General features: G+C 61.4%; 23 protein-coding genes. 8 read left to right on the top strand and 15 right to left on the bottom strand.

Features of this window, described 5'->3' with window-relative positions; genetic code table 11:
• Nucleotide 1 precedes the first annotated feature (1 nt).
• From CLU91_RS04110 to CLU91_RS04100, 3 genes are read right to left on the bottom strand one after another with little or no spacing between them, the layout of a single operon-like run.
• Nucleotides 2–1,192 carry a hybrid sensor histidine kinase/response regulator gene (locus CLU91_RS04110; protein WP_100873108.1) on the bottom strand — a complete coding sequence of 397 codons (1,191 nt, stop codon included), beginning with the start codon at nt 1,190–1,192 and terminating at the stop codon, nt 2–4.
• Nucleotides 1,189–2,067, bottom strand: a complete 879-nt coding sequence (locus CLU91_RS04105; RefSeq protein WP_100873107.1) for a CheR family methyltransferase — start codon at nt 2,065–2,067, stop codon at nt 1,189–1,191. Before CLU91_RS04105 ends, CLU91_RS04110 begins: the two co-directional genes overlap by 4 nt.
• The gene (locus CLU91_RS04100) at nt 2,067–5,543 is read right to left on the bottom strand and encodes a response regulator (protein ID WP_100876571.1); all 3,477 of its coding nucleotides are present in this window, start codon (nt 5,541–5,543) and stop codon (nt 2,067–2,069) included. The genes CLU91_RS04105 and CLU91_RS04100 overlap by 1 nt, the downstream gene beginning before the upstream one ends.
• A gap of 285 nt (nt 5,544–5,828) precedes the next feature.
• On the opposite strand from CLU91_RS04100, the gene CLU91_RS04095 reads away from it, so the two are divergent.
• Nucleotides 5,829–6,281 carry an Hsp20/alpha crystallin family protein gene (locus CLU91_RS04095; protein WP_100873106.1) on the top strand — a complete coding sequence of 151 codons (453 nt, stop codon included), beginning with the start codon at nt 5,829–5,831 and terminating at the stop codon, nt 6,279–6,281.
• A 94-nt stretch (nt 6,282–6,375) separates the two neighbouring features.
• Here the strand turns inward: CLU91_RS04095 and CLU91_RS04090 are convergent, their stop codons facing one another.
• Entirely contained in the window at nt 6,376–6,975 is a 600-nt protein-coding gene (locus CLU91_RS04090) for an energy transducer TonB (RefSeq protein ID WP_157814581.1), read from the bottom strand.
• A 192-nt stretch (nt 6,976–7,167) separates the two neighbouring features.
• The gene (locus CLU91_RS04085) at nt 7,168–8,514 is read right to left on the bottom strand and encodes an MFS transporter (RefSeq protein WP_100876570.1); all 1,347 of its coding nucleotides are present in this window, start codon (nt 8,512–8,514) and stop codon (nt 7,168–7,170) included.
• Between the two features lie 217 nt (nt 8,515–8,731).
• Here CLU91_RS04085 and cyoA point away from each other — a divergent pair, with 217 nt between their 5' ends.
• The 7 genes from cyoA (at nt 8,732) to CLU91_RS04050 (ending at nt 15,509) form a co-directional block, all read left to right on the top strand.
• Entirely contained in the window at nt 8,732–9,715 is a 984-nt protein-coding gene (cyoA, locus tag CLU91_RS04080) for a ubiquinol oxidase subunit II (protein ID WP_232730616.1), read from the top strand.
• A gap of 84 nt (nt 9,716–9,799) precedes the next feature.
• Nucleotides 9,800–11,803, top strand: coding sequence for a cytochrome o ubiquinol oxidase subunit I (cyoB, locus tag CLU91_RS04075; protein WP_100873103.1), 2,004 nt, complete (start codon nt 9,800–9,802; stop codon nt 11,801–11,803).
• On the top strand, nt 11,796–12,434 hold the full coding sequence (gene cyoC / locus CLU91_RS04070) for a cytochrome o ubiquinol oxidase subunit III (protein WP_034788486.1): 639 nt from the start codon (nt 11,796–11,798) through the stop codon (nt 12,432–12,434). The genes cyoB and cyoC overlap by 8 nt, the downstream gene beginning before the upstream one ends.
• Nucleotides 12,431–12,817 (top strand): cytochrome o ubiquinol oxidase subunit IV, encoded by a 387-nt coding sequence (gene cyoD / locus CLU91_RS04065; protein WP_099763722.1) that lies wholly within the window; start codon nt 12,431–12,433, stop codon nt 12,815–12,817. The genes cyoC and cyoD overlap by 4 nt, the downstream gene beginning before the upstream one ends.
• Complete coding sequence (locus tag CLU91_RS04060) at nt 12,814–13,650, top strand: SURF1 family protein (RefSeq protein WP_100873102.1); 837 nt, start codon at nt 12,814–12,816, stop codon at nt 13,648–13,650. Before cyoD ends, CLU91_RS04060 begins: the two co-directional genes overlap by 4 nt.
• On the top strand, nt 13,634–14,983 hold the full coding sequence (locus CLU91_RS04055; RefSeq protein ID WP_100873101.1) for an ATP-binding protein: 1,350 nt from the start codon (nt 13,634–13,636) through the stop codon (nt 14,981–14,983). The genes CLU91_RS04060 and CLU91_RS04055 overlap by 17 nt, the downstream gene beginning before the upstream one ends.
• Nucleotides 14,973–15,509, top strand: coding sequence for a response regulator transcription factor (locus CLU91_RS04050; protein WP_099377157.1), 537 nt, complete (start codon nt 14,973–14,975; stop codon nt 15,507–15,509). The genes CLU91_RS04055 and CLU91_RS04050 overlap by 11 nt, the downstream gene beginning before the upstream one ends.
• Before the next feature lie 133 nt (nt 15,510–15,642).
• Here the strand turns inward: CLU91_RS04050 and CLU91_RS04040 are convergent, their stop codons facing one another.
• The 10 genes from CLU91_RS04040 to selD form a co-directional block, all read right to left on the bottom strand.
• Nucleotides 15,643–16,128 (bottom strand): hypothetical protein, encoded by a 486-nt coding sequence (locus CLU91_RS04040; RefSeq protein ID WP_100873100.1) that lies wholly within the window; start codon nt 16,126–16,128, stop codon nt 15,643–15,645.
• Between the two features lie 315 nt (nt 16,129–16,443).
• Complete coding sequence (locus CLU91_RS04035) at nt 16,444–17,178, bottom strand: hypothetical protein (protein ID WP_157814580.1); 735 nt, start codon at nt 17,176–17,178, stop codon at nt 16,444–16,446.
• 140 nt (nt 17,179–17,318) lie between these two features.
• On the bottom strand, nt 17,319–17,906 hold the full coding sequence (locus tag CLU91_RS27745; RefSeq protein WP_157814579.1) for a hypothetical protein: 588 nt from the start codon (nt 17,904–17,906) through the stop codon (nt 17,319–17,321).
• A 27-nt stretch (nt 17,907–17,933) separates the two neighbouring features.
• Nucleotides 17,934–18,428, bottom strand: a complete 495-nt coding sequence (locus tag CLU91_RS04030; protein ID WP_100873098.1) for a GNAT family N-acetyltransferase — start codon at nt 18,426–18,428, stop codon at nt 17,934–17,936.
• 71 nt (nt 18,429–18,499) lie between these two features.
• Nucleotides 18,500–18,928, bottom strand: coding sequence for a hypothetical protein (locus CLU91_RS04025; protein WP_100873097.1), 429 nt, complete (start codon nt 18,926–18,928; stop codon nt 18,500–18,502).
• 137 nt (nt 18,929–19,065) lie between these two features.
• A complete protein-coding gene (gene phnE, locus CLU91_RS04020) occupies nt 19,066–19,857 on the bottom strand; it encodes a phosphonate ABC transporter, permease protein PhnE (protein WP_100873096.1) in 792 nt (263 codons plus the stop codon).
• Complete coding sequence (locus tag CLU91_RS04015) at nt 19,854–20,684, bottom strand: PhnE/PtxC family ABC transporter permease (RefSeq protein ID WP_100873095.1); 831 nt, start codon at nt 20,682–20,684, stop codon at nt 19,854–19,856. The genes phnE and CLU91_RS04015 overlap by 4 nt, the downstream gene beginning before the upstream one ends.
• Entirely contained in the window at nt 20,678–21,490 is an 813-nt protein-coding gene (locus CLU91_RS04010) for a phosphonate ABC transporter ATP-binding protein (RefSeq protein WP_100873094.1), read from the bottom strand. The genes CLU91_RS04015 and CLU91_RS04010 overlap by 7 nt, the downstream gene beginning before the upstream one ends.
• Nucleotides 21,491–21,566: 76 nt before the next feature.
• Nucleotides 21,567–22,436 carry a putative selenate ABC transporter substrate-binding protein gene (locus CLU91_RS04005; protein ID WP_100876569.1) on the bottom strand — a complete coding sequence of 290 codons (870 nt, stop codon included), beginning with the start codon at nt 22,434–22,436 and terminating at the stop codon, nt 21,567–21,569.
• A gap of 26 nt (nt 22,437–22,462) precedes the next feature.
• On the bottom strand, nt 22,463–23,518 hold the full coding sequence (gene selD, locus CLU91_RS04000) for a selenide, water dikinase SelD (protein ID WP_100876568.1): 1,056 nt from the start codon (nt 23,516–23,518) through the stop codon (nt 22,463–22,465).
• Between the last annotated feature and the right edge of the window lie 28 nt (nt 23,519–23,546).

Here is a 23,546-nt window from a genome sequence, read left to right as displayed (position 1 = left end):
CTCAGCTGCCGGCCAGCGGCAGGGTGACGCTGAACAGGGCGCCATTGCCGGGCTGGCTTTGCAGGGTGATGGCGCCGCCATGCGCATCGACCAGCTGCTTGGTGATGAACAGGCCCAGGCCCAGGCCACCCGTGCGGTCCTGGTGCATGACGCGCTCGAAAGCGTCGAAAATGCGTTCCTGGTCGCGCGCATTGATGCCGATGCCATGGTCGCGCACTTCGATGACGGCGCTGTTCTGCGTGTGCGCCAGGCTGATTTCCACGGGCTGGCCCTGACCGTAGCGCACGGCGTTGCTGATCAGGTTGACGACGATCTGCTCGACGCGGAAGGCATCCCAGTAACCGTGGATCGGCTCGAAGGCCATCACTTCCAGCACGCTGCCCGTGGCGGCCGCATGCGGCGCCAGATCGTCCGCCACCCGGCGCACAAGGCAGGCCAGGTCGACGGCTTCGCGGCGGATCGACAGCTTGCCGCTGGTGATGCGCGACACGTCGAGCATGTCGTCGATCAGGCGCACCATGCTGCGGATTTGCCGCCCGTCGCGCGCCACCATCTTGTTCAGCTTGTCCGGCTCGAAGGCGGCCAGGTTGCCCCGTTCGAGGTTGACGGTGCGCATCTGCGTTTCCAGGAACAAGGTGTTCAGGGGCGTGCGCAGTTCGTGCGCCACCATGGACATGAATTCGTCGCGCAGGCGCAGCGAACGCTGCAGCTCCGCTTGGGTGGCACGCAATTCTTTCAACAGCGCTTCCTGCTGCTGGCGGCTGTGCTCGAGCGCCTGCACCTGGCGCCGCGTCTCGCTGCGCTGCTGGTGCAGGGCCACGAAGACGTTGACCTTGCTTTGCACGGCATTGATGTCGAGCGGCTTGTGCAGGAAGTCGACGGCGCCGCTTTCATAGCCCTGGAAGGCGAAATTCATTTCCTTGCCAGCTGCCGTGACGAAGACGATGGGGATGTGGCGCGTCTTTTCCGTGCCGCGCATCAATTGCGCCAGCTCAAAGCCATCCATTTCCGGCATTTGCACGTCGAGGATGGCCAGCGCGAAATCGTGTTCCAGCAGCAAGGCCAGCGCTTCTTCGCCGGAGGAGGCTTGATAGACGCTGCGGTCGCTCTTGCGGATCAGCGCATTGAGCGCGCGCAGGTTTTCCGGCAAGTCGTCGACGATCAGCAGTTTGGTGCTTGTTTCATTCATCATGTTTCATTCCTGGCATGGCTTTGCCGTCCAGCGTAGTGGGAAGCGGCGTGCGATGGCGCACGCTTGCGGTAGAGCTTTTCGGGACCCGGCAATGGCTCGAAGTCGGCGGCAAAGCGGGTGAAGTGCGTGCTTTCCTTGCTGCCCAGGCCCAGGAAGCCCCGGTGGCACAGCGAGTCGTGGAACAGGCCCAGGGCCCGTTCCTGCAAGGTTTTATTGAAGTAAATCAGCACGTTACGGCAACAAATCAATTGCGTTTCAATAAAGACGCTGTCCGTGGACAGGCTGTGGTCGGCAAAGTTGATACGGTCGAGCAGGCGCTGCTGGAAATGCGCGGTGGCATGCTCAACCGTGTAGTACTCGGCCAGCTGGCCCAGGCCGCCTGCGGCCAGGTAGTTGTCGCCGTAGTCGGCCATGCGGTGCAGCGGATACACGCCGCGCGCGGCCGTGGCCAGCGCTTGCGGATTGATGTCGGTGGCGTAAATCGTGCTGCGTTCGAGCAAGCCTTCCTCGTGCAGCACGATGGCCAGCGACAGCGCCTCTTCGCCCGTGCAGCAGCCGGCGACCCAGATCGTCGGCGACGGGTAGGTTTTCAGCACGGGCACGACCTGTTCGCGCAAGGCGCGGAAAAACGCCGGATCGCGGAACATTTGCGTGACGGGCACGGTCAAAATCTGCAGCAGCTTGCCAAAGGCGGTCGCGTCGTCGAGCACCAGTTGCTGCAGGGCGGACAAGTCTGCGCAATGCAAGCGCTCCAGCGCCTGGTGCAGGCGCCGGCGTTGCGAGGGCAGGGAATAGTCGCGAAAATCATAGCTGTAGCGCTGATAAATCGCTTCCATCAGCGCTTGCAGTTGCGCGTCCGTGGTGCGCAGGGACATCAGATGCGTTCCATCTTCGGCATCCACACGCGCAGCAGCGAATACAAGCGGTCCAGGTCGATAGGCTTGGCCAGGTAATCGGACGCGCCTGCCTGCAGGCATTCTTCCTGGTCATTTTTCATGGCCTTGGCCGTGATGGCGATGATGGGCAGCTTGTTGTAGCGGCCATCGGCGCGGATCAAGCGCGTCGCTTCCAGGCCATCCATGCCTGGCATCATGACGTCCATCAAGACCAGGTCGATATCGTCCACGCTGTTGAGTTTGCTGATGGCTTCGAAGCCGTTGCGGCCGATTTCCACCACCACGCCTTTCTGTTCCAGCGCATTCGTCAGCGCAAAGATATTGCGCACGTCGTCGTCCACCAGCAAGATCTTGCGCCCTTCAAACACGCGTTCGCGGCTGCGCACCTGCTGCAGCATGCCCTGGCGCTCGCTCGACAGTTCCGACTCCACCTTGTGCAGGAACAGGGTCACTTCGTCGAGCAGGCGTTCGGGCGAGCGGGCGCCCTTGATGATGATGGAGCGCGAGTATTTCATCAGGTCCGCTTCTTCTTCGCGGCTCAGGTTGCGCCCCGTGTAGACGATGACGGGCGGGAACGAACACAGCTCTTCATGTTCCATGCGTTCGAGCAATTCGTTGCCTTGGATGTCGGGCAGCTTCAAGTCGATGATCATGCAGTCGAAAATCTGCGTTTTCAGCAGGGCCAAAGCCTGCTCGCCCAGCGCCACGGCCGTGATCTCCACGTCGTCGTCGCTGATCAGGTGCACCACGCTTTCGCGCTGGCGTTCGTCGTCCTCGACCAGCAGGATGCGCTTCATCTGTTGCGTAAACTTCGATTCGAGCTTGCGGAACACTTCCTTGAGCTGATCGCGCGTGCGCGGCTTGGTGGCATAGCCGATGGCGCCCAGCTGCATGGCTTCCTGCATCTGGTCATTGCCGGAGACGATGTGCACGGGAATGTGGCGCGTCAGCGGGTTTTCCTTCAATTGCTGCAAGACCAGCAAGCCCGGGCGGTCCGGCAAGCCCATGTCGAGCAGTATGGCGTCGGGCAAGAACTCTTGCGCCAGGCGCAAGCCTTCATCGGCGCCGTGCGCCACCAGGCAGCGGTACTGCATTTCATGCGCGAGGTCGAACAGGATGCCGGCAAACGATGGCTCATCCTCGATCACCAGCACGGAACGCTGGCCTGTCTTGACGGCCGGCGCGCTATGCCTGTCATCCTCGAAGGTGGGCAGCGGCACGGGCTGGGCGGCAGGCGCCGCCTTGGGCGTGGTGGCCGCGGCGGGCGCCTGCGGCGCGGCGACGGGCTCGCTTGCCGCTGCCACGGCGCGTTCCGGCATGACGGCCGGCAGCACCAGGGTAAACGTGCTGCCCTGGCCTGGCGTGCTGGCCAGCTCGATGCTGCCGCCCAGCAAGGCGGCCAGGTCGCGTGAAATCGACAGGCCCAGGCCCGTGCCGCCATAGCGGCGGCTGGTGGTGCCGTCGGCCTGGTGGAATGCGTCGAACACCTTTTGCTGCTGGTCGTCGGCGATGCCGATGCCGGTATCTTGCACCTGGAAGCGCACCTGGCCCGCCGCATCGGCGCTGACGTGCAAGGATACGGTGCCCGCATCGGTAAACTTGATGGCGTTCGACAGCAGGTTTTTCAGGATTTGCTCCAGGCGCTGGCGGTCGCTGACGAGCGACGGCGGTGCGTCCGGCGCCGCCTTGACGTCAAACACCAGTTTCTTTTGCTGCGCCTGGGCGCCGAACAGCATCTTCATGCTGCTGAGCAGCTCGTCGAAGGGCACGGCTTCCGGCGTCAATTCCAGCTTGCCTGCCTCGACCTTGGAAATGTCGAGGATATCGTTGATAAGGGTAAGTAAATCGTTGCCGGCCGAATAAATGGTTTGCGCAAACGTCACTTGCTCCGGCGTCAGGTTGCCGCTGCTGTTGTCCGACAGCAGCTTGGACAGGATCAGCGAGCTGTTCAACGGCGTGCGCAGTTCGTGCGACATGTTTGCCAGGAATTCGGATTTGTAGCGGCTGGCGCGCTGCAGCTCTTCCGCGCGGGCTTCCAGCTGGGCGTGCGCCTGGCCGATCGCCATGTTCTTCTGGTCCAGCGACAGCGCCTGCACGGCCAGCTGTTCGTTCGACTGCTCCAGCGCCGCTTTTTGCTCTTCCAGGTGGGCTTGCGACTGTTCCAGCACGCGCGACTGCTCGCCCAGCTCTTCATTGGCCGTGCGCAATTCTTCCTGCTGCACTTCCAGCTCTTCATTCAGTTGCTGGGTTTCTTCCAGCACGTTTTGCAGCCGCTGGCGGTACAGGGCCGCTTCCAGCGACGTGCCGATATTGGCCGCAATCAGGTTCAGCCATTCCTTGGTACGGGCACTGACGGGATGCGTAAAGCCCAGTTCGATGACGCCGTTGACGACGCCTTCATTGTTGACGGGCGCCAGGACCAGTTCCAGCGGCGCGCCGTGGCCCAGGCTCGATGTCACGGTCAGATAATTGGCGGGTACTTGCTGCACATGCTTGAGGCGTTTTTCGCGCGCGGTCTCGCCCACCAGGCCTTCGCCCAGCTTGAAGACCTGTTTTTCCTTCACGCCCTGTTCATTGAAGCCGTATACGGCTGTGCGGCGCAGGCTGCCATCCTCGTCGACGACGTACAGGGTGGCGACGGCCACTTCCAGCCGGTGGGCGAGGAAATCGAGCACGTGCCGTCCCAGTTGCGGCAAGCCCAGCTGGCCGCTCGTATGCGCCGCCAGCTCCGTCTGTCCTGTGCGCAGCCAGGCTTGCTCCTGCAGCACCTCGTTATCCTTGCCGCGCTGCTCCAGCGCATCGTTGTAGATGTCGGACAGGCGCAGCAGTTCGCGCCGTCCCAGGTAGGCGAGCAAGCCCGACAATCCCAGACTGAGGATCAGGAACACGACCACGGCCAGCATGGTGCGGCTTTCGGCCGTATCGGCCCGTTCCTGGCGCAACCGTTGTTCCATGGACAGGAAGGCGAGGAATTCACGGCGGATTTCATCGAATTCCAGCTTGCCTTCGCCCTGGCGCACGCGCGCGAGGAACTCCTGGTTGTTGCGGCGCTGTGCGATCACGGTTTCGGCGTAATCGAGCCACTGGCCTTGCAGCGCGCGGATGCGGCGCAAGCGGTCCACCTGGATGGGGCTGTCGGACACCAGGTCCAGCAGGGTCGTCATTTCCACGGCGATCTTGGCCTTGCCCGATTTATACGGCGCCAGGAAAGTCTCGTCGCCCGTCAGCAGATAGCCGCGCATGCCCGTTTCCAGGTCGACCGACAGTTTCATGACTTCGTTCGCATTGCCGATCACCCGTTCCGAATGCTCGACCGAGCGCAGGGCCGACAGCAGGTAGGCGATCAGGGCGACGAACACGAGAGCGGTGACGACCCCGATGACCAGCGGCAAGGTCACGTTGCGGGCGAGGATGCGGCGAAAGCTGAAGGAGTCGATCGGGGTCTTGGTATTCATCATGTCCGTGGTAGGCTGTCGCGAAAAAAACAATTTTAATTGAAATGCAAGTTTTTTGGTGGTCAAGCATAGCGTGCGCTAGCATAACAGTCTTGCGCTCAATTGCCGACTCGCAAGCTCATGCAAAGCGCGCCAGCGCACAGATGAAAGTAACGCAAAAATCAAGCTTGCCACGATTGAGGCAGATCAACGAGATTGGCGGTTCGCATTCTAAGATGCAGGAGGTGGCGGCGTCCGTGCGGACGGCCGCCGTGTGCAAACCATCCCCTGCAGGAGGAGGACATCATGGCCAATCATCTGATCCGTCGCGATCCGCAAAACCCGCTGGCACGTTTCGACCCGTTCAGCGACATGGAAGAATTCATGCACGACTTTTTCGCGCCAGCGTTGCGCTTGCGCGATGGGGGTTCGACACGCATGCGTGTCGACATTTCCGAAACCGAGCAAGCGTATCAGGTGCAGGCGGACATTCCGGGTGTCAACAAGGACGATATCAAGGTCTCCATCGACGGCAACCGCGTCTCCATCAGCGCCGAACTCAAGGATGAAAGAGTGACCCGCGACGGCGGCGGCAAGACCGTGCGCAGCGAGCGCGAGTACGGCCAGCAGTACCGCAGCTTCGTGCTGCCGCAAGATGTGGACGAGGCCGGCGCGCAAGCCCGCTATGAAAACGGCGTGCTGCTGCTGGACTTGCCGAAGAAGGAAGGCACGGGCGGGCGGCAACTGGCGATACAGTGACCGCGGGCGGCACCAGGGCCGGGACATGAAAAAACGCCGGACGAATCCGGCACTTTGGTGGTTGGCGGCACCTGCTTGCTGTAGTGGGCAGGTATCAGGAGAAGTTGCGCAGTTGCTTTTGTAATACCTCAATAAACAGCGTTTCCGGATGTTGCTCGCACTCCACTGCGGTTGCAGGATTGGCCAGCTTGAAGGCCTTGGCGAGGTTGGCCATTCTTTTTGCATTATTACCTATCCCCATGCTTTGAATGGCCAGCATGCCCAGAACCATCTTGTCGAAGGGGCGGCTGCCGATCTCGGCGCCGGGATTGCTTGCCTTGAAGTAGGCGATGTCTTCCGTGATTTCCGAGCATGGCTTGCTACTGATGGTACGAACGGTGTCGCGCACGAAGTCCACGGGGAAAATATAGGTCAGCGCTTCGGGCGCCTCGTCCGTTCCCGTCGACTTGAGTCTCAGACTGTGTATGATTTCCAGCGCCTTGGCGTCGAGTTCCGGCTCTCGGGACGACAGCACTAATTTGGCCTCGCCGATGGCTTTGCCATTAAGGAAGCTTTGCTGCACCTCGGTGCTTCCCTGGGCATGTCTGGCCTTGGCTTCAGACGGATAATATTTCGAGGCCCATATAATTTGATAGCCTTCTACCTTAATGGGCGTCGTGTCCGAGGGCGCACCCGCATGGCACAACTGGGACATGAGAAGGGACAACAAGCCTATGCCGGCAAGAGTAGGGACGCGCACAAATCATCCAGTATAGTTAATCGTGATTCATCTTAACATGGATAGTTGTCAAAAAGAATTATTTCTAATTTGAAATGAAAATAAAAGAGCGCCGGACGAATCCGGCGCTCTTTGCCTGCAGCAGCTAATCGACACTGGCGCTATCTGTCAGTCGCGTATTTCCAGTGCCCGGTTCAGGCTCAGGGCAGCCAGCGAGGCGACGGCGCCCGACAGCAGGTAGAAGCTGACATAGGCGAGGCCGAAGTTGGCCGACAGGCCCAGCGCCACCAGCGGAGCGAAGCCGGCGCCGACCAGCCAGGCCAGGTCGGACGTCAGGGCCGCGCCCGTGTAGCGGAAGCGGGCAGGGAAGTTCGCCGTCACGGCGCCGGCGGCCTGGCCGTAGGACAGGCCCAGCAGGCTGAAGCCCACGAGGATGAAGACGTCCTGGCCAAAGTTGCCACCGCCCATCAGGGTCGGCACGAAGGCGCTGAAGATGGCGATCAGCACGGCCAGCACGCCCAGGGTGGTGCGGCGTCCCACTTTATCGGCCAGCAAGCCGGAAATCACCACGCCAACGGCGGCCAGCACGGCGCCCAGCATCTGGATTTGCAGGAAGTCCGAAGCCGAGCGCGTCTGGTAGACGGAAATCCACGACAGCGGGAACACGGTGACGAGGTGGAACAGGGCGTAGCTGGCCAGCGCGGCGAGGGCGCCGATCAGCACGTTGCGGCCCTGGCCGCGGCTCATTTCAAACACGCTCACGGGTTGCAGTTCGCGTTCGTCGAGCAGGCGCGCATATTCATTCGTCGACACCAGGCGCAGGCGGGCAAACAGGGCTACCACGTTGATGGCGAAGGCGACATAGAAAGGATAGCGCCAGCCCCAATCGAGGAATTCTTCGTCCGTCAGGGTGGTCAGCATGAACCAGAACAGGCCGGCGGCGATCAGGAAGCCGGCGGGCGCGCCCAGCTGGCCCAGCATGGCATACCAGCCGCGCTTGTTTTCCGGCGCGTTCAGGGCCAGCAGCGAAGGCAAGCCATCCCACGAACCACCCAGGGCCACGCCCTGGCCGATGCGCAGCACGGACAGCCAGACGATGGCGGCAAAGCCCAGGTGGGCGTAGGTCGGCAGGAAGGCGATGCCGGCCGTCGACACGCCCAGCAGGAAGAGGGCGAACGTCAGCTTGGCGCTGCGCCCCATGCGGCGCTGGATCTCCATGAAGATCACGGTGCCGAACGGGCGGGCGATAAAGGCGAACGAGAAGATCAGGAACGCATATAATGTGCCCTCCAGGCGTTCCTCGAACGGAAAGAAGACGCGCGGAAACACCAGCACCGAAGCGATGGCGTAGACAAAGAAGTCAAAGTATTCGGAAGCGCGGCCGATGATCACGCCGACGGCGATCTCACCGGGGTCGATATGCGATTCGACCGTGCCGGCCCCGCGTGCGTCGCGCAGGGAGTGAGGGGAAAAGTCGGCGGGTACATCCCCGCTGTGTGTGCGCGTGCTGGACATGATGATCGTCTCCAATATAGTTTCGAGTTCGGCCAACGCGTAACATACTCCGGGTGTCTCACGCCCGGAGTAGGACTATTCAATAGATAGCTGTAGGAAAACTCCTCAACTACCGAGTGAAAATCCGAGCAAGGGGTAGGACAAAACGTCCAATTGCCAACGCGCTCCAGTGAGAATACAGTACCATATCTTCATCCCCTGTACTGGACTTTCCTGTATGTTTTCATTAAAAGTTCGTCGCGGACTGCTACTCTTACCTCTCGCATTGTTGGCTGGTTGCAATACGGTGGTACTGAATGCGTCTGGTGACATCGCAGTTCAGCAAGGCAATCTGATTGTCATCTCGACATTGCTGATGCTGTTGATTATCGTTCCGGTAATCGCCCTGACCCTGCTGTTTGCATGGCGCTATAGAAAAAACAATACCGCGGCCAAATACGAGCCGGACTGGGACCACTCGACTCGCCTCGAGCTGATCATCTGGGGCGCACCCCTGCTGATCATCATCGTGCTGGGCCTGCTGACCTGGATCAGCACCCACACCCTCGATCCATACCGCCCATTGAGCCGTATCGACGCCAACCGCCCCATTCCTGCCAGCCACAAGCCGATGATCGTCGAAGTCGTGGCGCTGGACTGGAAATGGCTGTTCATCTACCCGGAGCAAGGCATCGCTTCCGTGAATGAACTGTACGCGCCCGTCGATCGTCCGATCCGCTTCAAGATCACCGCCTCGTCCGTCATGAATTCGTTCTTCATCCCCGCACTGGCAGGTCAGATCTACGCCATGCCGGGCATGGAAACGCAGTTGAATGCCGTCATCAACAAGCCTGGTGTCTACAAGGGCTTCTCCGCGAACTATAGCGGTGCCGGTTTCTCGGGCATGCGCTTCAAGTTCCACGGCGTCAATGATGCGGACTTCGACAAATGGGTGGAATCGGCACGTGCCGGTGGCGGCGCGCTGAACCGCGACGACTACCTGTCGCTGGCCCAGCCGAGCGAACGCGATCCGGTGCGCCGCTACAGCGCCGTGCCTAACGATCTGTACAAGGCAATCCTGAACCGCACCATCGTTTCCGACGCCCTGTGCGTGACGCCGGTCGAGCCATACAAATTGTCGATGGCAAAAAGCCCGGTAGCGCTTGTCACGCCAGCAGTTGCTAGCGTTGCAGTGGTTGAAAAGGGCGTTCAAGCCAAGTAACAACTGCATGAATCCCGCAGCGCATTGCGCTGCAGATACTGGCGCCGCTTGCCTGGCGCCTCCCTTTTTTCTCTGAGAGTAACAATGCTAGACCATATTGATCTGACGAAGCTTATCTTCGGCCGTCTGACTTGGGATGCAATTCCATTTCACGAACCTATCCTGCTGGCGACCTTTGCGATGGTTGCCCTGGGCGGTATCGCACTCGTTGCGGCACTGACGTATTTCCGCGTCTGGGGTACCCTGTGGCGCGACTGGATCACCAGTATCGACCATAAAAAAATCGGTATCATGTACATGATCCTGGGCCTCGTCATGCTGCTGCGCGGCTTTGCCGACGCGCTGATGATGCGTACCCAGCAGGCGATCGCCTTTGGCGACAATGCCGGCTTCCTGCCACCGCATCACTACGACCAGATCTTCACCGCCCACGGCGTGATCATGATCTTCTTCGTCGCGATGCCTTTCGTGACGGGTCTGATGAACTACGTGGTGCCGCTGCAAATCGGCGCGCGCGACGTGGCTTTCCCTTTCCTTAACAACTTCAGCTTCTGGATGACCACCATGGGCGCCGCCCTGGTCATGGCTTCGCTGTTCGTCGGCGAATTCGCCCGCACGGGCTGGCTGGCCTATCCGCCGCTGTCGGGCATCGTCGGCAGTCCGGACGTGGGGGTAGACTATTACATCTGGTCCTTGCAGATTGCCGGGGTCGGGACGCTCTTGTCCGGCGTCAACCTGATCGCCACCATCGTCAAGATGCGCGCGCCAGGCATGACCTGGATGAAAATGCCCGTCTTCACCTGGACCGCACTGTGCACCAACATCCTGATCGTCGCTGCTTTCCCGGTACTGACGGCGGTGCTGGCCATGCTGTCGCTGGACCGCGTTGCAGGCTTTAACTTCTTCACGACGGAACTGGGCGGCAACGCCATGATGTACGTCAACCTGATCTGGATCTGGGGCCACCCAGAGGTCTACATCCTGATCCTGCCACTGTTCGGCGTGTTCTCGGAAGTGGTCGCCACGTTCAGCAGCAAGCGTCTGTTCGGTTACGCCTCGATGGTGTACGCCACCTGCGTCATCATGATCCTGTCGTACCTGGTATGGCTGCATCACTTCTTCACCATGGGTTCGGGTGCCAGCGTCAACTCCTTCTTCGGCATCACGACGATGATCATCTCGATCCCGACGGGCGCGAAGATCTTCAACTGGCTGTTTACCATGTACCGCGGCCGTATCCGCTTTGAACTGCCTATGCTGTGGACGATCGGCTTCATGGTCACCTTCACCATCGGCGGCATGACCGGCGTATTGCTGGCCGTACCACCAGCGGACTTCGTGCTGCACAACAGCCTGTTCCTGATTGCCCACTTCCATAACGTGATTATCGGCGGCGTGGTCTTCGGTGTGTTCGCTGCGATCAACTACTGGTACCCGAAAGCCTTCGGCTACAAGCTCGACGCGTTCTGGGGCAAGTGCTCGTTCTGGTTCTGGTTCGTCGGCTTCTACCTGGCCTTCATGCCGCTGTACGTGCTGGGCCTGATGGGCGTGACCCGTCGTGTCAACCACTTTGAAGATCCATCCTTGCAAATCTGGACCATCATCGCCTGGTTTGGCGCCGTCTCGATCGCGCTCGGTATCGCTTCCATGCTGATCCAGTTCTATGTCAGCTACCGCAACCGTCACGCCCTGCGCGACGTGACCGGTGACCCATGGGGTGGCCGTACGCTGGAATGGTCGACGTCGTCGCCACCGCCAGACTATAATTTCGCCTTCACGCCACAGGTGCACGAACTCGATGCATGGACTGACATGAAGAAACACGGTTACCAGCGTCCGACGTCCGGTTTCACGAAGATCCACATGCCGAAGAACACCTGGGCTGGTTTCGTGATCGCCGCACTGTCCGCACTGGTTGGTTTTGGCCTGATCTGGCAAATGTGGCTCGTCGCCAGCGTTGGCTTCGTGATCATGATGGTCACCATCATCGTCCATACCTTTAACTACAAGCGCGATTACTACATTCCTGCGGAAGAAGTGGTCCGTACCGAAGACGCTTATACTAAATTGCTGAGCAGCCATGTCTGATACCATCGCCCATAACACCGGCGCCGCTGGCGCCGCACCAAGCACGCGCAGCTACTTTGTGCGCGAGCACCACCCGGAAAACGGCAGCTTGCTCGGTTTCTGGCTCTACCTGATGAGCGATTGCCTGATCTTCGCCTGTCTGTTCGCCACCTACGCCGTGGTCGGCCGCAGCTACGCGGACGGCCCGACGGGCGCCGCGCTGTTCGACCTGCCGCTGGTGGCCGTCAACACGGCCATGCTGCTGCTGTCGTCGATCACCTACGGCTTCGCCATGCTGGCCATGCAGCGCAAGCAATTGCGCAGCACCCTGGTCTGGCTGGGCATCACGGGCCTGTTCGGCCTGGCCTTCCTGTCGCTGGAAATGTATGAATTCATTCATCTGATCCACGAAGGCGCCGGTCCGCAGCGCAGCGCGTTCCTGTCGTCGTTCTTCGCCCTGGTCGGCACCCACGGCTTGCACGTGACGTTTGGCGTGATCTGGCTCGTGACCTTGATGTTCCAGTTGAACAAGCATGGTCTGACCCCGGAAAACGGCCGCCGCATGATGTGCCTGTCGCTGTTCTGGCACTTCCTGGACGTCATCTGGATCGGCGTCTTCACCTTTGTCTACCTGATGGGAGTGCTGCCATGAGCGACCACCACACACACGGCGATAGCCACCACCATGACAATCACGATCATGGCAGCCTGAAAAGCTACACCATCGGCTTCATCCTGTCGGTGATCCTGACGGCCATTCCTTTCTGGCTGGTGATGGCGAAAGTCATCACCAATTCGGGCACCATGGGCCTGGTTCTGCTGGCGTTCGCGGCGGTTCAAGTGGTGGTGCACATGGTGTACTTCCTGCACATGAACACCAAGTCCGAAGGCGGCTGGAACATGATGGCGCTGATCTTCACGATCATGATCGTGGGCATCGCCATGGCCGGTTCGCTGTGGGTCATGTACCACATGAACCACAACATGATGCCGGATCTGATGCCTGAGTACATGCATACCAAAACGGCTCCATGATGAGTCAACCGCGCCCAAGCAACACCGGGCGCGCCCCTGGTGCCGCATCGCAAGATGCTGCGCCAGGCCCACGCGGCATGGCTGTGCACTATTCAAAAATTGCACTGGCCGTGCTGGCGGGGATCGTTTTTGCCGGTTTCTGTGCCTTGGGCACCTGGCAAGTCAAGCGCCTGTTCTGGAAGCTTGACCTGATCGAGCGCGTCGAACAACGCGTACATGCGCCCGCAACGGACGCCCCTGGACCCGCAGCCTGGGCCAGCATCACGCCACAAACGGATGAATACCGCCATGTGCGACTCTCCGGTACCTATCTCCCCATTTTCAATACCCTGGTGCAGGCAACGACGGCACTGGGCAGCGGTTACTGGCTGGTGACGCCATTGCGCCTGGCCGATGGCAGCACCGTGCTGGTCAACCGCGGCTTTGTGCCGAAACGCGCAGGCATCGCCGCCAGCACACCTGCCGGCATCGTCCACGTCGACGGCTTGCTGCGCATCAGCGAGACGGGCGGCGGTTTCTTGCGCGAAAACAGTCCTGCCACGCAGCACTGGTATTCGCGCGACGTGGCCGCCATTGGCGCCTCGCACATGCTGACCAACGTGGCGCCATACTTTGTCGATGCGAAGGCCAAATCGGAAACGGCCGTTGATGCACCCGTCGGCGGCCTGACCGTGATCTCCTTCCCCAACAACCACCTGGTGTACGCCTTGACGTGGTTTGCGCTGGCCCTGATGGTCGCTGGCATCAGCTGGTGGATCGTGCGCGAAGACAAGCGCCGCCGTGCGCGCCGTCGTGCCGGCACGCAAGAGAGCGACCATGCCGGGCAGGATTGAGATCCTGCCCAACCGCGAAGTCTTAGAGCGCGGTGCGGTGGCGGCCGAGATGGAACATCCGGCCGGCCACCAGAACATGAAGTTGCTGATCCAGCTGCGCTGGCTGGCCGTGATCGGCCAGATCAGCACGATCTTCGGCGTGGGCGTGGGACTGGGCATCGCCTTGCCCGTGCCCTACATGCTCGAAGTGCTGTCCTGCCTCATCGCTTTTAATCTTGCCAGCCTGCTGCGCTGGCACGAACGCCAGCCCGTCTCCAACACGGCCCTGTTCCTCGCCCTGCTGGTCGACGTCACCGTGCTGACGGCCCAGCTCTACCTGAGCGGCGGCATCAGCAACCCGTTTGCCTTCCTGTACTTGTTGCAAGTCATCCTCAGCGCCGTGCTGCTGGAAGTGTGGTCGACCTGGATCATGGTGGCCATCACCAGCCTGTGCCTGGCCGGCCTGGCCTTGCTGCCCGGCCCCTTGATCCTGCCGATCGACCCCGAGCGGGGCTTTGCCAGCCTGTACGTGCAAGGCTTGCTGATCTGTTTCATCCTGAACGCCGCCTTGCTGGTGGTGTTTATCACGCGCATCAACCGCAACCAGCGCGCCGGCGACGCCAAGGTGGCGGACTTGCGCCAGCGCGCGGCGGAAGAAGAGCACATCATCCGCATGGGTTTACTGGCCTCGGGCGCCGCGCACGAGCTGGGCACGCCGCTGGCAACGCTGTCCGTCATCCTCGGCGACTGGCGCCGCATGCCGGAACTGAGCAAGAACAGCGAACTGCTGGAAGAAATCACGGAAATGCAGGCGCAGTTGCGGCGCTGCAAGAGCATCGTCAGCGGCATTTTGTTGTCGGCGGGCGAGGCGCGCGGGGAATCTTCCGTCAAAACAACGATCAATACCTTCCTCAACGACCTGGTCGATGAGTGGCGCAGCAGCCGCCCGATCCAGAGTTTCGAGTACGATAACCGCATCGAGCACGACGTGCCCGTCGTCTTCGATTCGACCCTGAAACAAACCATTTGCAATGTGCTCGACAATGCGCTGGAAGCATCGCCCGACTGGCTGCGCTTCGAAGCGACGCGCGAAGCGGATGCCTTGCACCTGGTCATTACGGATGCCGGGCCCGGTTTCGAGCCGTCGATGCTGACGCACCTGGGCAAACCGTATCAAAGCAGCAAGGGTAAGCCCGGTGGCGGCCTCGGCCTGTTCCTGGTGGTGAATGTTGCGCGTACCCTGGGCGGTACGGTGACGGCGCGCAACCGGGTGCAGGGCGGGGCGGTGGTGCACCTGGCCTTGCCGCTGGCGGCCATCAAACTGGAAAGAGAAAGCGACCACCATGCAGGATGACCGTCTGTTACTGATCATCGAAGACGACGCCGCGTTTGCCCGCACCCTGGGCCGCTCGTTCGAGCGGCGCGGCTACCAGGTCATCCTGGCCACCAATTTCGACGAAGCGAGCGCCTTGCTGGAACAGCATTGCCCCGACTACGCCGTCGTCGATTTGAAACTCAATGGCAATACCTCGGGCCTGGCCTGCGTGCAGATGCTGCACCAGCACGACCCGGAGATGCTGATCGTCGTGCTGACCGGCTACGCCAGCATCGGCACGGCCGTCGAAGCGATCAAGCTGGGCGCCTGCCAGTACCTGGCGAAACCGTCCAACACGGACGACATCGAAGCGGCCTTCGGCCACGTGGCCGGCAACGCCGACATCGAACTGACGAACCGCGCCACCAACATCAAGACCCTGGAATGGGAACGCATCCACGAAATGCTGGCCGAAACGGATTTCAATATCTCGGAAACGGCGAGAAGGCTGGGCATGCACCGGCGCACCCTGGCGAGGAAGCTGGAGAAGCAGCGGGTGAAGTGATAACGCTTTAACTTTTTGTGCTGACACTGAATAACGCCCCCGCCAATAAAGCAGCCGCCACTCCATCTTCTGCACCTGGATATGCGCATGGCTTTCCAGCGCTTCCCATTCCGGCAAAAAGACAAAGCCCTGCTTAGCCCGCGTCCCGCAAGGTCTTCCGTGCCTGCAGGCAGTTGCTCATGTACGCGCTATCGGCGCCGCGCTTGTTGCCTGCGGCCTTGGTGGCACGCACCACGGCTTCGAGTTCGTCCAGCGACGTGGTCGCGCGCATTTCCTCGATGCTCGGCCCCAAAGCGCAGGCGCAGAGGTTTTTCATCTTGGGCACGATGCTCTGGGTCCATTCCGGCATCTTTTCCAGGTGCGCGAGCGTTTGCGCATGATCGCTGAAATTGGCGCCCTGGGTATTGGCTTTGTCCATGTATATCTTGATGGCCGGTTCCGTTTGGGAGCGCATGCAACTGTTCATGACCGTGTCGATAAGCCCGGCCCGGAACTCTTCAAATGGCAGTGGCTCCTTGGCGGCCACGCCGTGTAATGGCAAGGTGAGCAGTGAAGCGATGGCGATCAAGTGCTTTGGTATCAAACGCATGACTTTATTTCTTTGCATGAAAACCTGCATGATAAGCCACATTTCCTATTGGCAACAGGGGCAGTTCTGCCATTTGTACAAGACCTGAGCCTGGGCGCGCCTTATGCACAGCAAGTTGCAGTGACATAGCGGGCGCCCAGGCTGCGGCTGGGCTGGCCAGGTATTCGCACAAGTCCAGGTTTTCGTGTGCGGGGCAGCGAAGCTGGGCGCGTAGATCACCACCGGGTAGGTCCCTCCGGCAGGCGGGGCGTCGCGTACGGCGAAGGTGGCACTGCCGTATTGGGCTATTTGCGGTCCCGACATCCAGGTTGCGCGTGAGAAGTAAATCGGTATGTGCCGAGCAAGCTAGTCGTTTTCGAACGACAGTTCCAGCACGCTGTCGTCGCTCCAGTCCTGCTCCCGCAACGGCGGCGTGAACGACGCGCCGCTGAAGGGCACGGGCGCGCTTTTGCCGTTGTGGCTGATCGTCGCAGCCGTGATGCGCCGCGGTTCTGTAAAGCTGTAGGTGCCTTTTTGCGACACGAAATTGCAGGGGCCGCCCAATGCGCCCATCGCCGTGCGCATGGCGAAAGGCAAGGTGTCCTTGTCGATGGCCCAATGCACTTCGCAGGCCAGCCGCAGGTCGCCCAGGCGGCGGATGGTGTCGCTGCTCGCCGCACTGCGGATGTAGGGAATCCACCTGACCGAGCCCGCCTTGCGGTTCACGGTCAGCTCGGCCTTTTCATACAGCGGACCTGGCTCGACGGGCAAGGTAAAGATATTGCGCTCGCCCAGCGGTATCGCCATGCCGGCCTCGTCACTCTCCAGCCTCAGCGCGATGGCGTGCATGTCGACGTCGGCACGGCGCGGCTCCAGAATGAAGCGCAACTGCGCGCCGGGCGCCAGCGCATGTTGTTCCTCAAACCGTTTGACACCCTTGAGCATGGCACTGTAGGGCTTCCAGTCCGGGTCGCGGATGCCTTTGACATTGACGGAGGCCTCCGCCTCCTGGCCGGCTGGCTCCACGGCTGGCGCCGTGTCCGCCTGGGCCTGGACCGCAGCGCCGCATAAACACAGCAGAAGACCAGCGATTGCACGCATATTCATCCTGTTCATTTGAATCCCAAGTAATCGCACCTTGGCGGAGTGTAGAAAAAAAACCAGGCGCCAGGTGGTTTTTGAGACAGGATGTCAATCGGGATGAATGGAGTGCTTGAAATTGCTGTTTTCCGGATTCGCCATCAATGATCTGCGGCTTTAATGGCGGTGCCCGAAATGACCAATGCCTCATGCTCATAGGCGCCCAGATGGCCATAATGACCTTTGGGACTGAGATAAGCGACAATATGCACAAGCGGCTGCTCATAGGCTGAATTGGGCGCCACCAGGCCAACGTCCCGCCATGCAACACCGCCGAAGGAATTTAGCCACCATGGGCCGGCGTCAACGCCAGGGTCAACCTGGGCTGGCTGGAACATGCTCTTTTCAAAGCCTGTCGACCAGACGCCATCACGCTCAATGGCACGGTAGCCATAGGCTGCCATGATATTGGCGTGTTCGGATGGATGATCGCGCCAATAGCGTTGACCATTCGTGTAGGCATCACGCATGACGTCTGATTGCGTGAAAATTCCACCGTATGGATGAGTCAATCCTTGAAAGAACCACTGCGCATATTCGGTTGGCGGCGTGGATGCTTGCTTGTCCGCCGCCTGTGTTTGCGCAAACGCATGCGCATATTCAAGAACGAGTTCTGGAATATTGCCAGCATTCGCCTTGCCGGCAAGGGCGGTTATGAATAGCAGAAGTGTCGAAATAGATCGTCGCATCGCGTTTCTTCTTTCCATTGTTAATGTCTAGACAGGTTCTCGCCACTCCATCTTCTGCACCTGGATATGCGGATGGCTTTCCAGCGCTTCCCATTCCGGCAAAAAGACAAAGCCCTGTTTCTGATAAAACGCGGCCGCGCGCGCATTTTCCGGCGCCACGTCGAGCACCAGCCGACGATGGCCATTGTTCACGGCGCATTGTTTCACGGCGTCGACCAGGCCTTGCGCCACGGCCATGCCCCGATAGTCGGACCGTACCCACATGGCGATCAGGTGGCACTCGCCATTGCCGGCCACCACTTGCGCGGACAGGCCGATGGCTTGCTCGTCATCGAAGGCGAGGAAAAACGTGCGCTGCGGCGTGCTGACGGCGCGCTGCTGCCAGTCGGCATCGGAAAAAGCGGCGGCGCTGGCGTGGCTGGCACCAAAGGCCGTCGGGGCGTCAAGCAGGGCGGCCAGGCGCGTGGCTTTCAGGGCGGGCCAGCCGGCGCCGGTGGTGGGGCGGATCACGATGTTGTTCAAACCAGGCAACTCCTTACTGTGCGGCGCGGCGGTCGGTGACGCTGTTTTTTTGATGGATCCCGTCAGCTACGTCAGGCATCAGGAAAGGCGTCGAGGCGTGCGCGCAATGCGGGCCAGGTTTCAAGAAGAAAGTCTTCCTGCTGCGCCATCAGCCCGTCGGCCTGCGCCTGTCGCAACAGGGCTTCGATGGCGGCCACATGCTGTGCCGTCTGCTGTTGCAGCGACAGGTCGAACAGGATCAGGGCCGCTTCGAAGTTGCCGGGCGGGCGCTGATCGTCTGGCGGCGCGGCGGGGAAGGGCGGCGCCGCAAACGCCGCGCCATGCCAGATGGCCAGGGTTTGCAGGATTTTCTTGCCCAGTTGCCGGGCGGCGCCATCGGCACCCTCGCTGTACAGCTCGGCCATGGGCAAGGCCACGTCAAGCGCGGGGCTAGCGTCGTGGCGATACAGGGACAGCAGCAGGGTGCCATTCTGTGGCAGTGATACTTCGATCTTGGGCATGGCAAGCTTTAGTTTTTAGCATCGGAAACGTCATACTAAGCTACATCAACCTGCTCTGCAACGGCAGTGTCACGGCGGCGATCGTTGCGTGATCCAGGCCAGGGCCGGCCATCTGTACCGGTGCAAAAGTGAAAAAATCAGCGGGTCATGGCGCGGCGCAGCACATAGCTGAGGCCATCGACGGCGGCCACCATCAGCAGCATGGCGACGATGACGGTGGCGGCGTTCTGCATCTGGAACAGCGACAGATGGTATTTCAGCATCTGCCCCAGGCCGCCCGCACCGACGACGCCGAGGATGGCGGCGGCGCGGATATTGTTTTCCCAGCGGTACAGCGTATACGACATCATCTGCGGCCCGCATTGCGGCAAGGTGGCGTAGAGGAAGGTCACGGCCGGGCGCGCGCCATTGATGCGCAAGGTGGCGGCGGGCAGGGGCGGGCAATTTTCAAACGCATCGGCAAACAATCGGCCCAGCACGCCCACCGTGTGCAGCGCCAGCGCCAGGGTGCCCGCGAACGGGCCCAGGCCGGCGGCGATCAGCAAGATCGAGGCCCACACCAGTTCGGGGATCGAGCGCAGCACGTTGAGCAGCGCGCGCGTGGCGTTGCGCGCCAGGTGGCCGAAACGGCCGCTGGCGGGCAGGGCCAGCAGCGCACCCAGGAGAGCGGCGATCACCGTGCCGATGGCCGACATGGCCAGGGTTTCAAAGGTGGCCACGCCGACCTTGGTGAGAAACGCGGGCGCCAGTTCGGGCGGCGCGAAGCCGTGCAGGAAGTCGGCGCTCGTACGCACGGCATCGGCGCTGAAAAATTCTCCCCATTTCAGGGGCAGGGTGGCGAAGCTGGCGACGACCAGCAGCAGCAAGCCGGCCAGCAAGGCCCAGGTGGACCAGCGCACGGGGGCCGCGATGGGCATATCGTTTTTCATGCCAGCCTCCGGCGCAGCATGGCCGAGACCGCATCGGCGCCCGCCACCAGTAGCACGAACACCATCAGCATGGTGGCCAGCTCATTGCCCGCCATCATCTTCATCGATTCATCCATGCGCTGGCCCAGGCCGCCCGCACCGACAAAACCCATGACGACGGAGCCACGGATCGCGCATTCCCAGCGGTAGATCGTGTATGACACCAGTTCGGCGGCCGATTCGGGCAAGGCGCCGTACAGCAAGGCCTTTAATCTGCCGCTGCCGTTGTGCAATAGCGCGTTGCAGGCGGACGCATCCGACGATTCGAGGATTTCCGCATACACCTTGCCCAGCATGCCGCAATACGTGAGGGCAATGGCGATCACGCCGGCCGTCGGCCCCAGTCCGACGATGCGCACTAGTAATAATGCCCAGACCAGTTCCGGCACGCTGCGCAGCAGCACCAGCACGGCGCGCACGGCGTGGCGCACGCTGGCGGCCAGCGGCGATACCTGGCCAGAACCGATGCGCGAAATCGACAAGCGCTCCGTCACCAATAAAGTCAGCGGTATGGCCCCCAGCATGGCCAGCGCCATGCCGGCCGTGGCCATGGCGATGGTTTCCCAGGCGGACACAGCCACCAGTTGCAAAAATTCCAGCGAGTGGCCGGGCGGCACGAAACTGGCAATAAACTGCCAGGTGGCCGCCAGGCTTTGCGCATCCCATAAAATCCACGGTTTGAATTCGGCCTGCACCAGCATCGGCCACAGCACCAGCAGCACGATGGCGGCGCCGGTCAGGCGGCCGCGCCAGGCGGGGTCGCGGGGCAGGGCGGTGTTCTTCAGCAAAGGGGCCTCGCGGCATCCAGATTCGTTGCCACAGCCTCGAACTGCGGCGCGGGATCGGCCTTGTTGCGGTACAGCTCGGCGATCATGGCGTCGCTGACCTCGGAGCCAGGCAAGTCGAAGACGATTTGCCCGTCGCGCAGGGCGACGATGCGCGTAAAGCAGGCGCGCGCGATCTCGACCTGGTGCAGGCTGCAGATCAGCGTGGCGTTGCGCGCCGTCGCTTCGGCTTGCAGCACATGGATCGTCTGCAAAGCCAGTGTGGGGTCGAGCGCGGACAGTGGTTCGTCGACGAGGAACACTTGCGCATTCGACACCAGCGCGCGGGCCATGCCGCAGCGCTGGCGTTCGCCGCCGGACAGGCGGTCGACCCGCGCATACAGTTTGTCTTGCAGGTTGAACTTGCCTAAAGCTTCCCACGCGGCGCGCGGATCGACGGGCGCGACCAGCGAGCGCAGCGCCGTCCACAAGCTCCATTGCGGCAAGCGGCCCGCCAGCACGGCGTTGACGACGCGCTGGCGCGGCGGCAGCGGCGGCGTTTGCGGCGCCAGGAACAATCGCGCGCGCAAGGCGTGGCGCGCGGCGCTGCCGATCTGCCACGGAGAGCTGCCCAGGATGCGCAAGCTGCCCGATTCCGGGCGCAGCGCGCACGCCAAGGTGTGCAGCAAGCTGGTCTTGCCGGCGCCGGAAGGGCCGATCAGGGCGATCTGTTCACCCTGGGCCACGTCCAGGTCCAGCTCGCGCAGGGCCAGCGCATTGCCGGCGGCGCCCGCGTGGTGGACGCAGACCTTGTGAAGTTGGAGTGTCATGCTATGTGTCGGTGCAAATGAGGGCTGGGGTCAGACCCGCCGGGTCTGACCCCTGATTTCTGCTGCTTGTCGAAAATTACTTCAACAGCTTCGCATCGCGCGCGGCCGCTTCGATATCCTTGTAGTTCTCGGCCTTGGTCGGGATGAACTTCGTGGCGCGCTGCAGCTCGAGGATTTCCTTGCCTTCCGGCGTGGAAGGATCGAGCGCCAGGAAGGCGTCCGTCAGCTTCTTGCGCACGACGGGATTCATGTCGGCGCGCACGCTCCAGTTGTAGTCGTAGTAGCCAGGCGTCGTGTAGAACACGCGCACCTTGCTTGGGTCGACCTTTTTCGCTTCGACCAGTTTTTCCCAGACGGAGATATTCAAGGTGCCCGCATCGACCTTGCCGCCGGCCACGGCTGCCACGGTGGCGTCATGCGCGCCGGAAAACGCGATGCGCTTCATGTCCGTGTCCGGGTTGATCTTGGCGGCCAGCAAGTAGTAGCGCGGCATCAAATGGCCGGAGGTTGACGATTCCGAACCGAAGGTGAAATTCTTGCCTTTCAGATCGGACAATTGATTGATGTCCTTGCTGGTGGTCACAAAAACCGAGCGGAACTTCGTGTCTTCCTCGCGCTGCACCAGCGGGACGATCTTGCCGCCGCTGCGCACGTTGGCTTGCACGAAAGTAAAACCGCCGAACCAGACCATGTCGAGCTTGTGATTGATCAAGCCTTCCACGGAGGCCGCGTAATCGGTGACGGGCGTAAATTCCACCTTCATGCCCAGCTTTTTCTCCAGGTAGCTGCCCAGCGGCTTGAACTTGCGCTGCAATTCCGTCGGCGCTTCGTCGGGAATGGCGGACACGCGCAACACTTGCTGCGCCTGCGCCAGGCCGCTGTGGATGGCCAGGGTGGCGGCGACGGTGGCCAGGATGGCGGGGAATTTGTTGGAGAACGTGATCATGGGAGTGCCTTTGAAAAAATTGTTCATTAATATACGGAAACCCCGGTGCTGCCATCCTGCATCTCGCCGATGACGACGGCGTCGGCAAAGCCTTCGGCGCGGAAAATCGCCAGCACTTGCTCGACGGCTTCCGGCGCGCAGGCCACCAGCAGGGGGCCGGCCGTTTGCGGGTCCGTCAAAATTGCCTTGTCGATGGCGCTCAGGCTGTCGGCCAGCGCCACTTGCGCACCATAGCCTTGCCAGTTGCGGCCGGAGGCGCCCGTGATGTTGCCGTTGTGCGCCAGTTGCTGCACTTGCGGCAGCAGCGGCACCTCGCTCATGGCGATACGCGCCTGCAACTTAGCGCCGCGCGCCAGTTCCAGCGTGTGGCCCAGCAAGCCGAAGCCCGTCACGTCCGTCAGCGCATGCACGCCGTCGAGCAGGGCCAGTTTCTTGCCCGGGGTATTCAATTTGGTGGTGTTATCGATCAGGGAAGCGTAGCCATCCGCGTCGAGTGCATTTTTCTTCAGCGCGGCCGACAGGATGCCCACGCCGATCGGTTTGCCCAATACCAGTTTGTCGCCGGCGCGCGCGCCTGCGTTGCGTTTCACTTGCGAAGGGTGGACCAGGCCCAGCACGACGAGGCCATAGATCGGTTCGACGGAATCGATGGTGTGGCCGCCCGCGATGGGGATGCCGGCCTGGGCGCAGATGGTTTCGCCGCCTTTTAATATGAGGCCGATGGTTTCCACCGGCAGCTTGTTGATCGGCATGCCGACCAGGGCCAGGGCCATGATGGGCGTGCCGCCCATGGCGTACACGTCGGAAATGGCGTTGGTGGCGGCGATGCGGCCAAAGTCGAACGGGTCGTCGACGATGGGCATGAAGAAATCCGTCGTGGCGATCAGCGCCTGCTCGTCGTTGAGCTGGTAGACGGCCGCGTCATCCGAGGTTTCTATGCCGACCAGCAATTCCTTCGGCAGGGGAAAGCCGCCGCTGCCCTTTAAGATGTCGGCCAGCACGCCGGGCGCAATCTTGCAGCCGCAGCCGCCGCCATGGGCAAATTCGGTCAATCGGATGGGGGTGGGAATGCTATCGGACATGGTCGTCATCCTGCTCAAAAAAGGTCAT

The organism is Janthinobacterium sp. 64 (assembly GCF_002813325.1).
Classification (GTDB): Bacteria; Pseudomonadota; Gammaproteobacteria; order Burkholderiales; family Burkholderiaceae_D; genus Janthinobacterium.
Note: the sequence above shows the minus strand (reverse complement) of the source record. Positions and strands in the feature narration are given on the sequence as shown.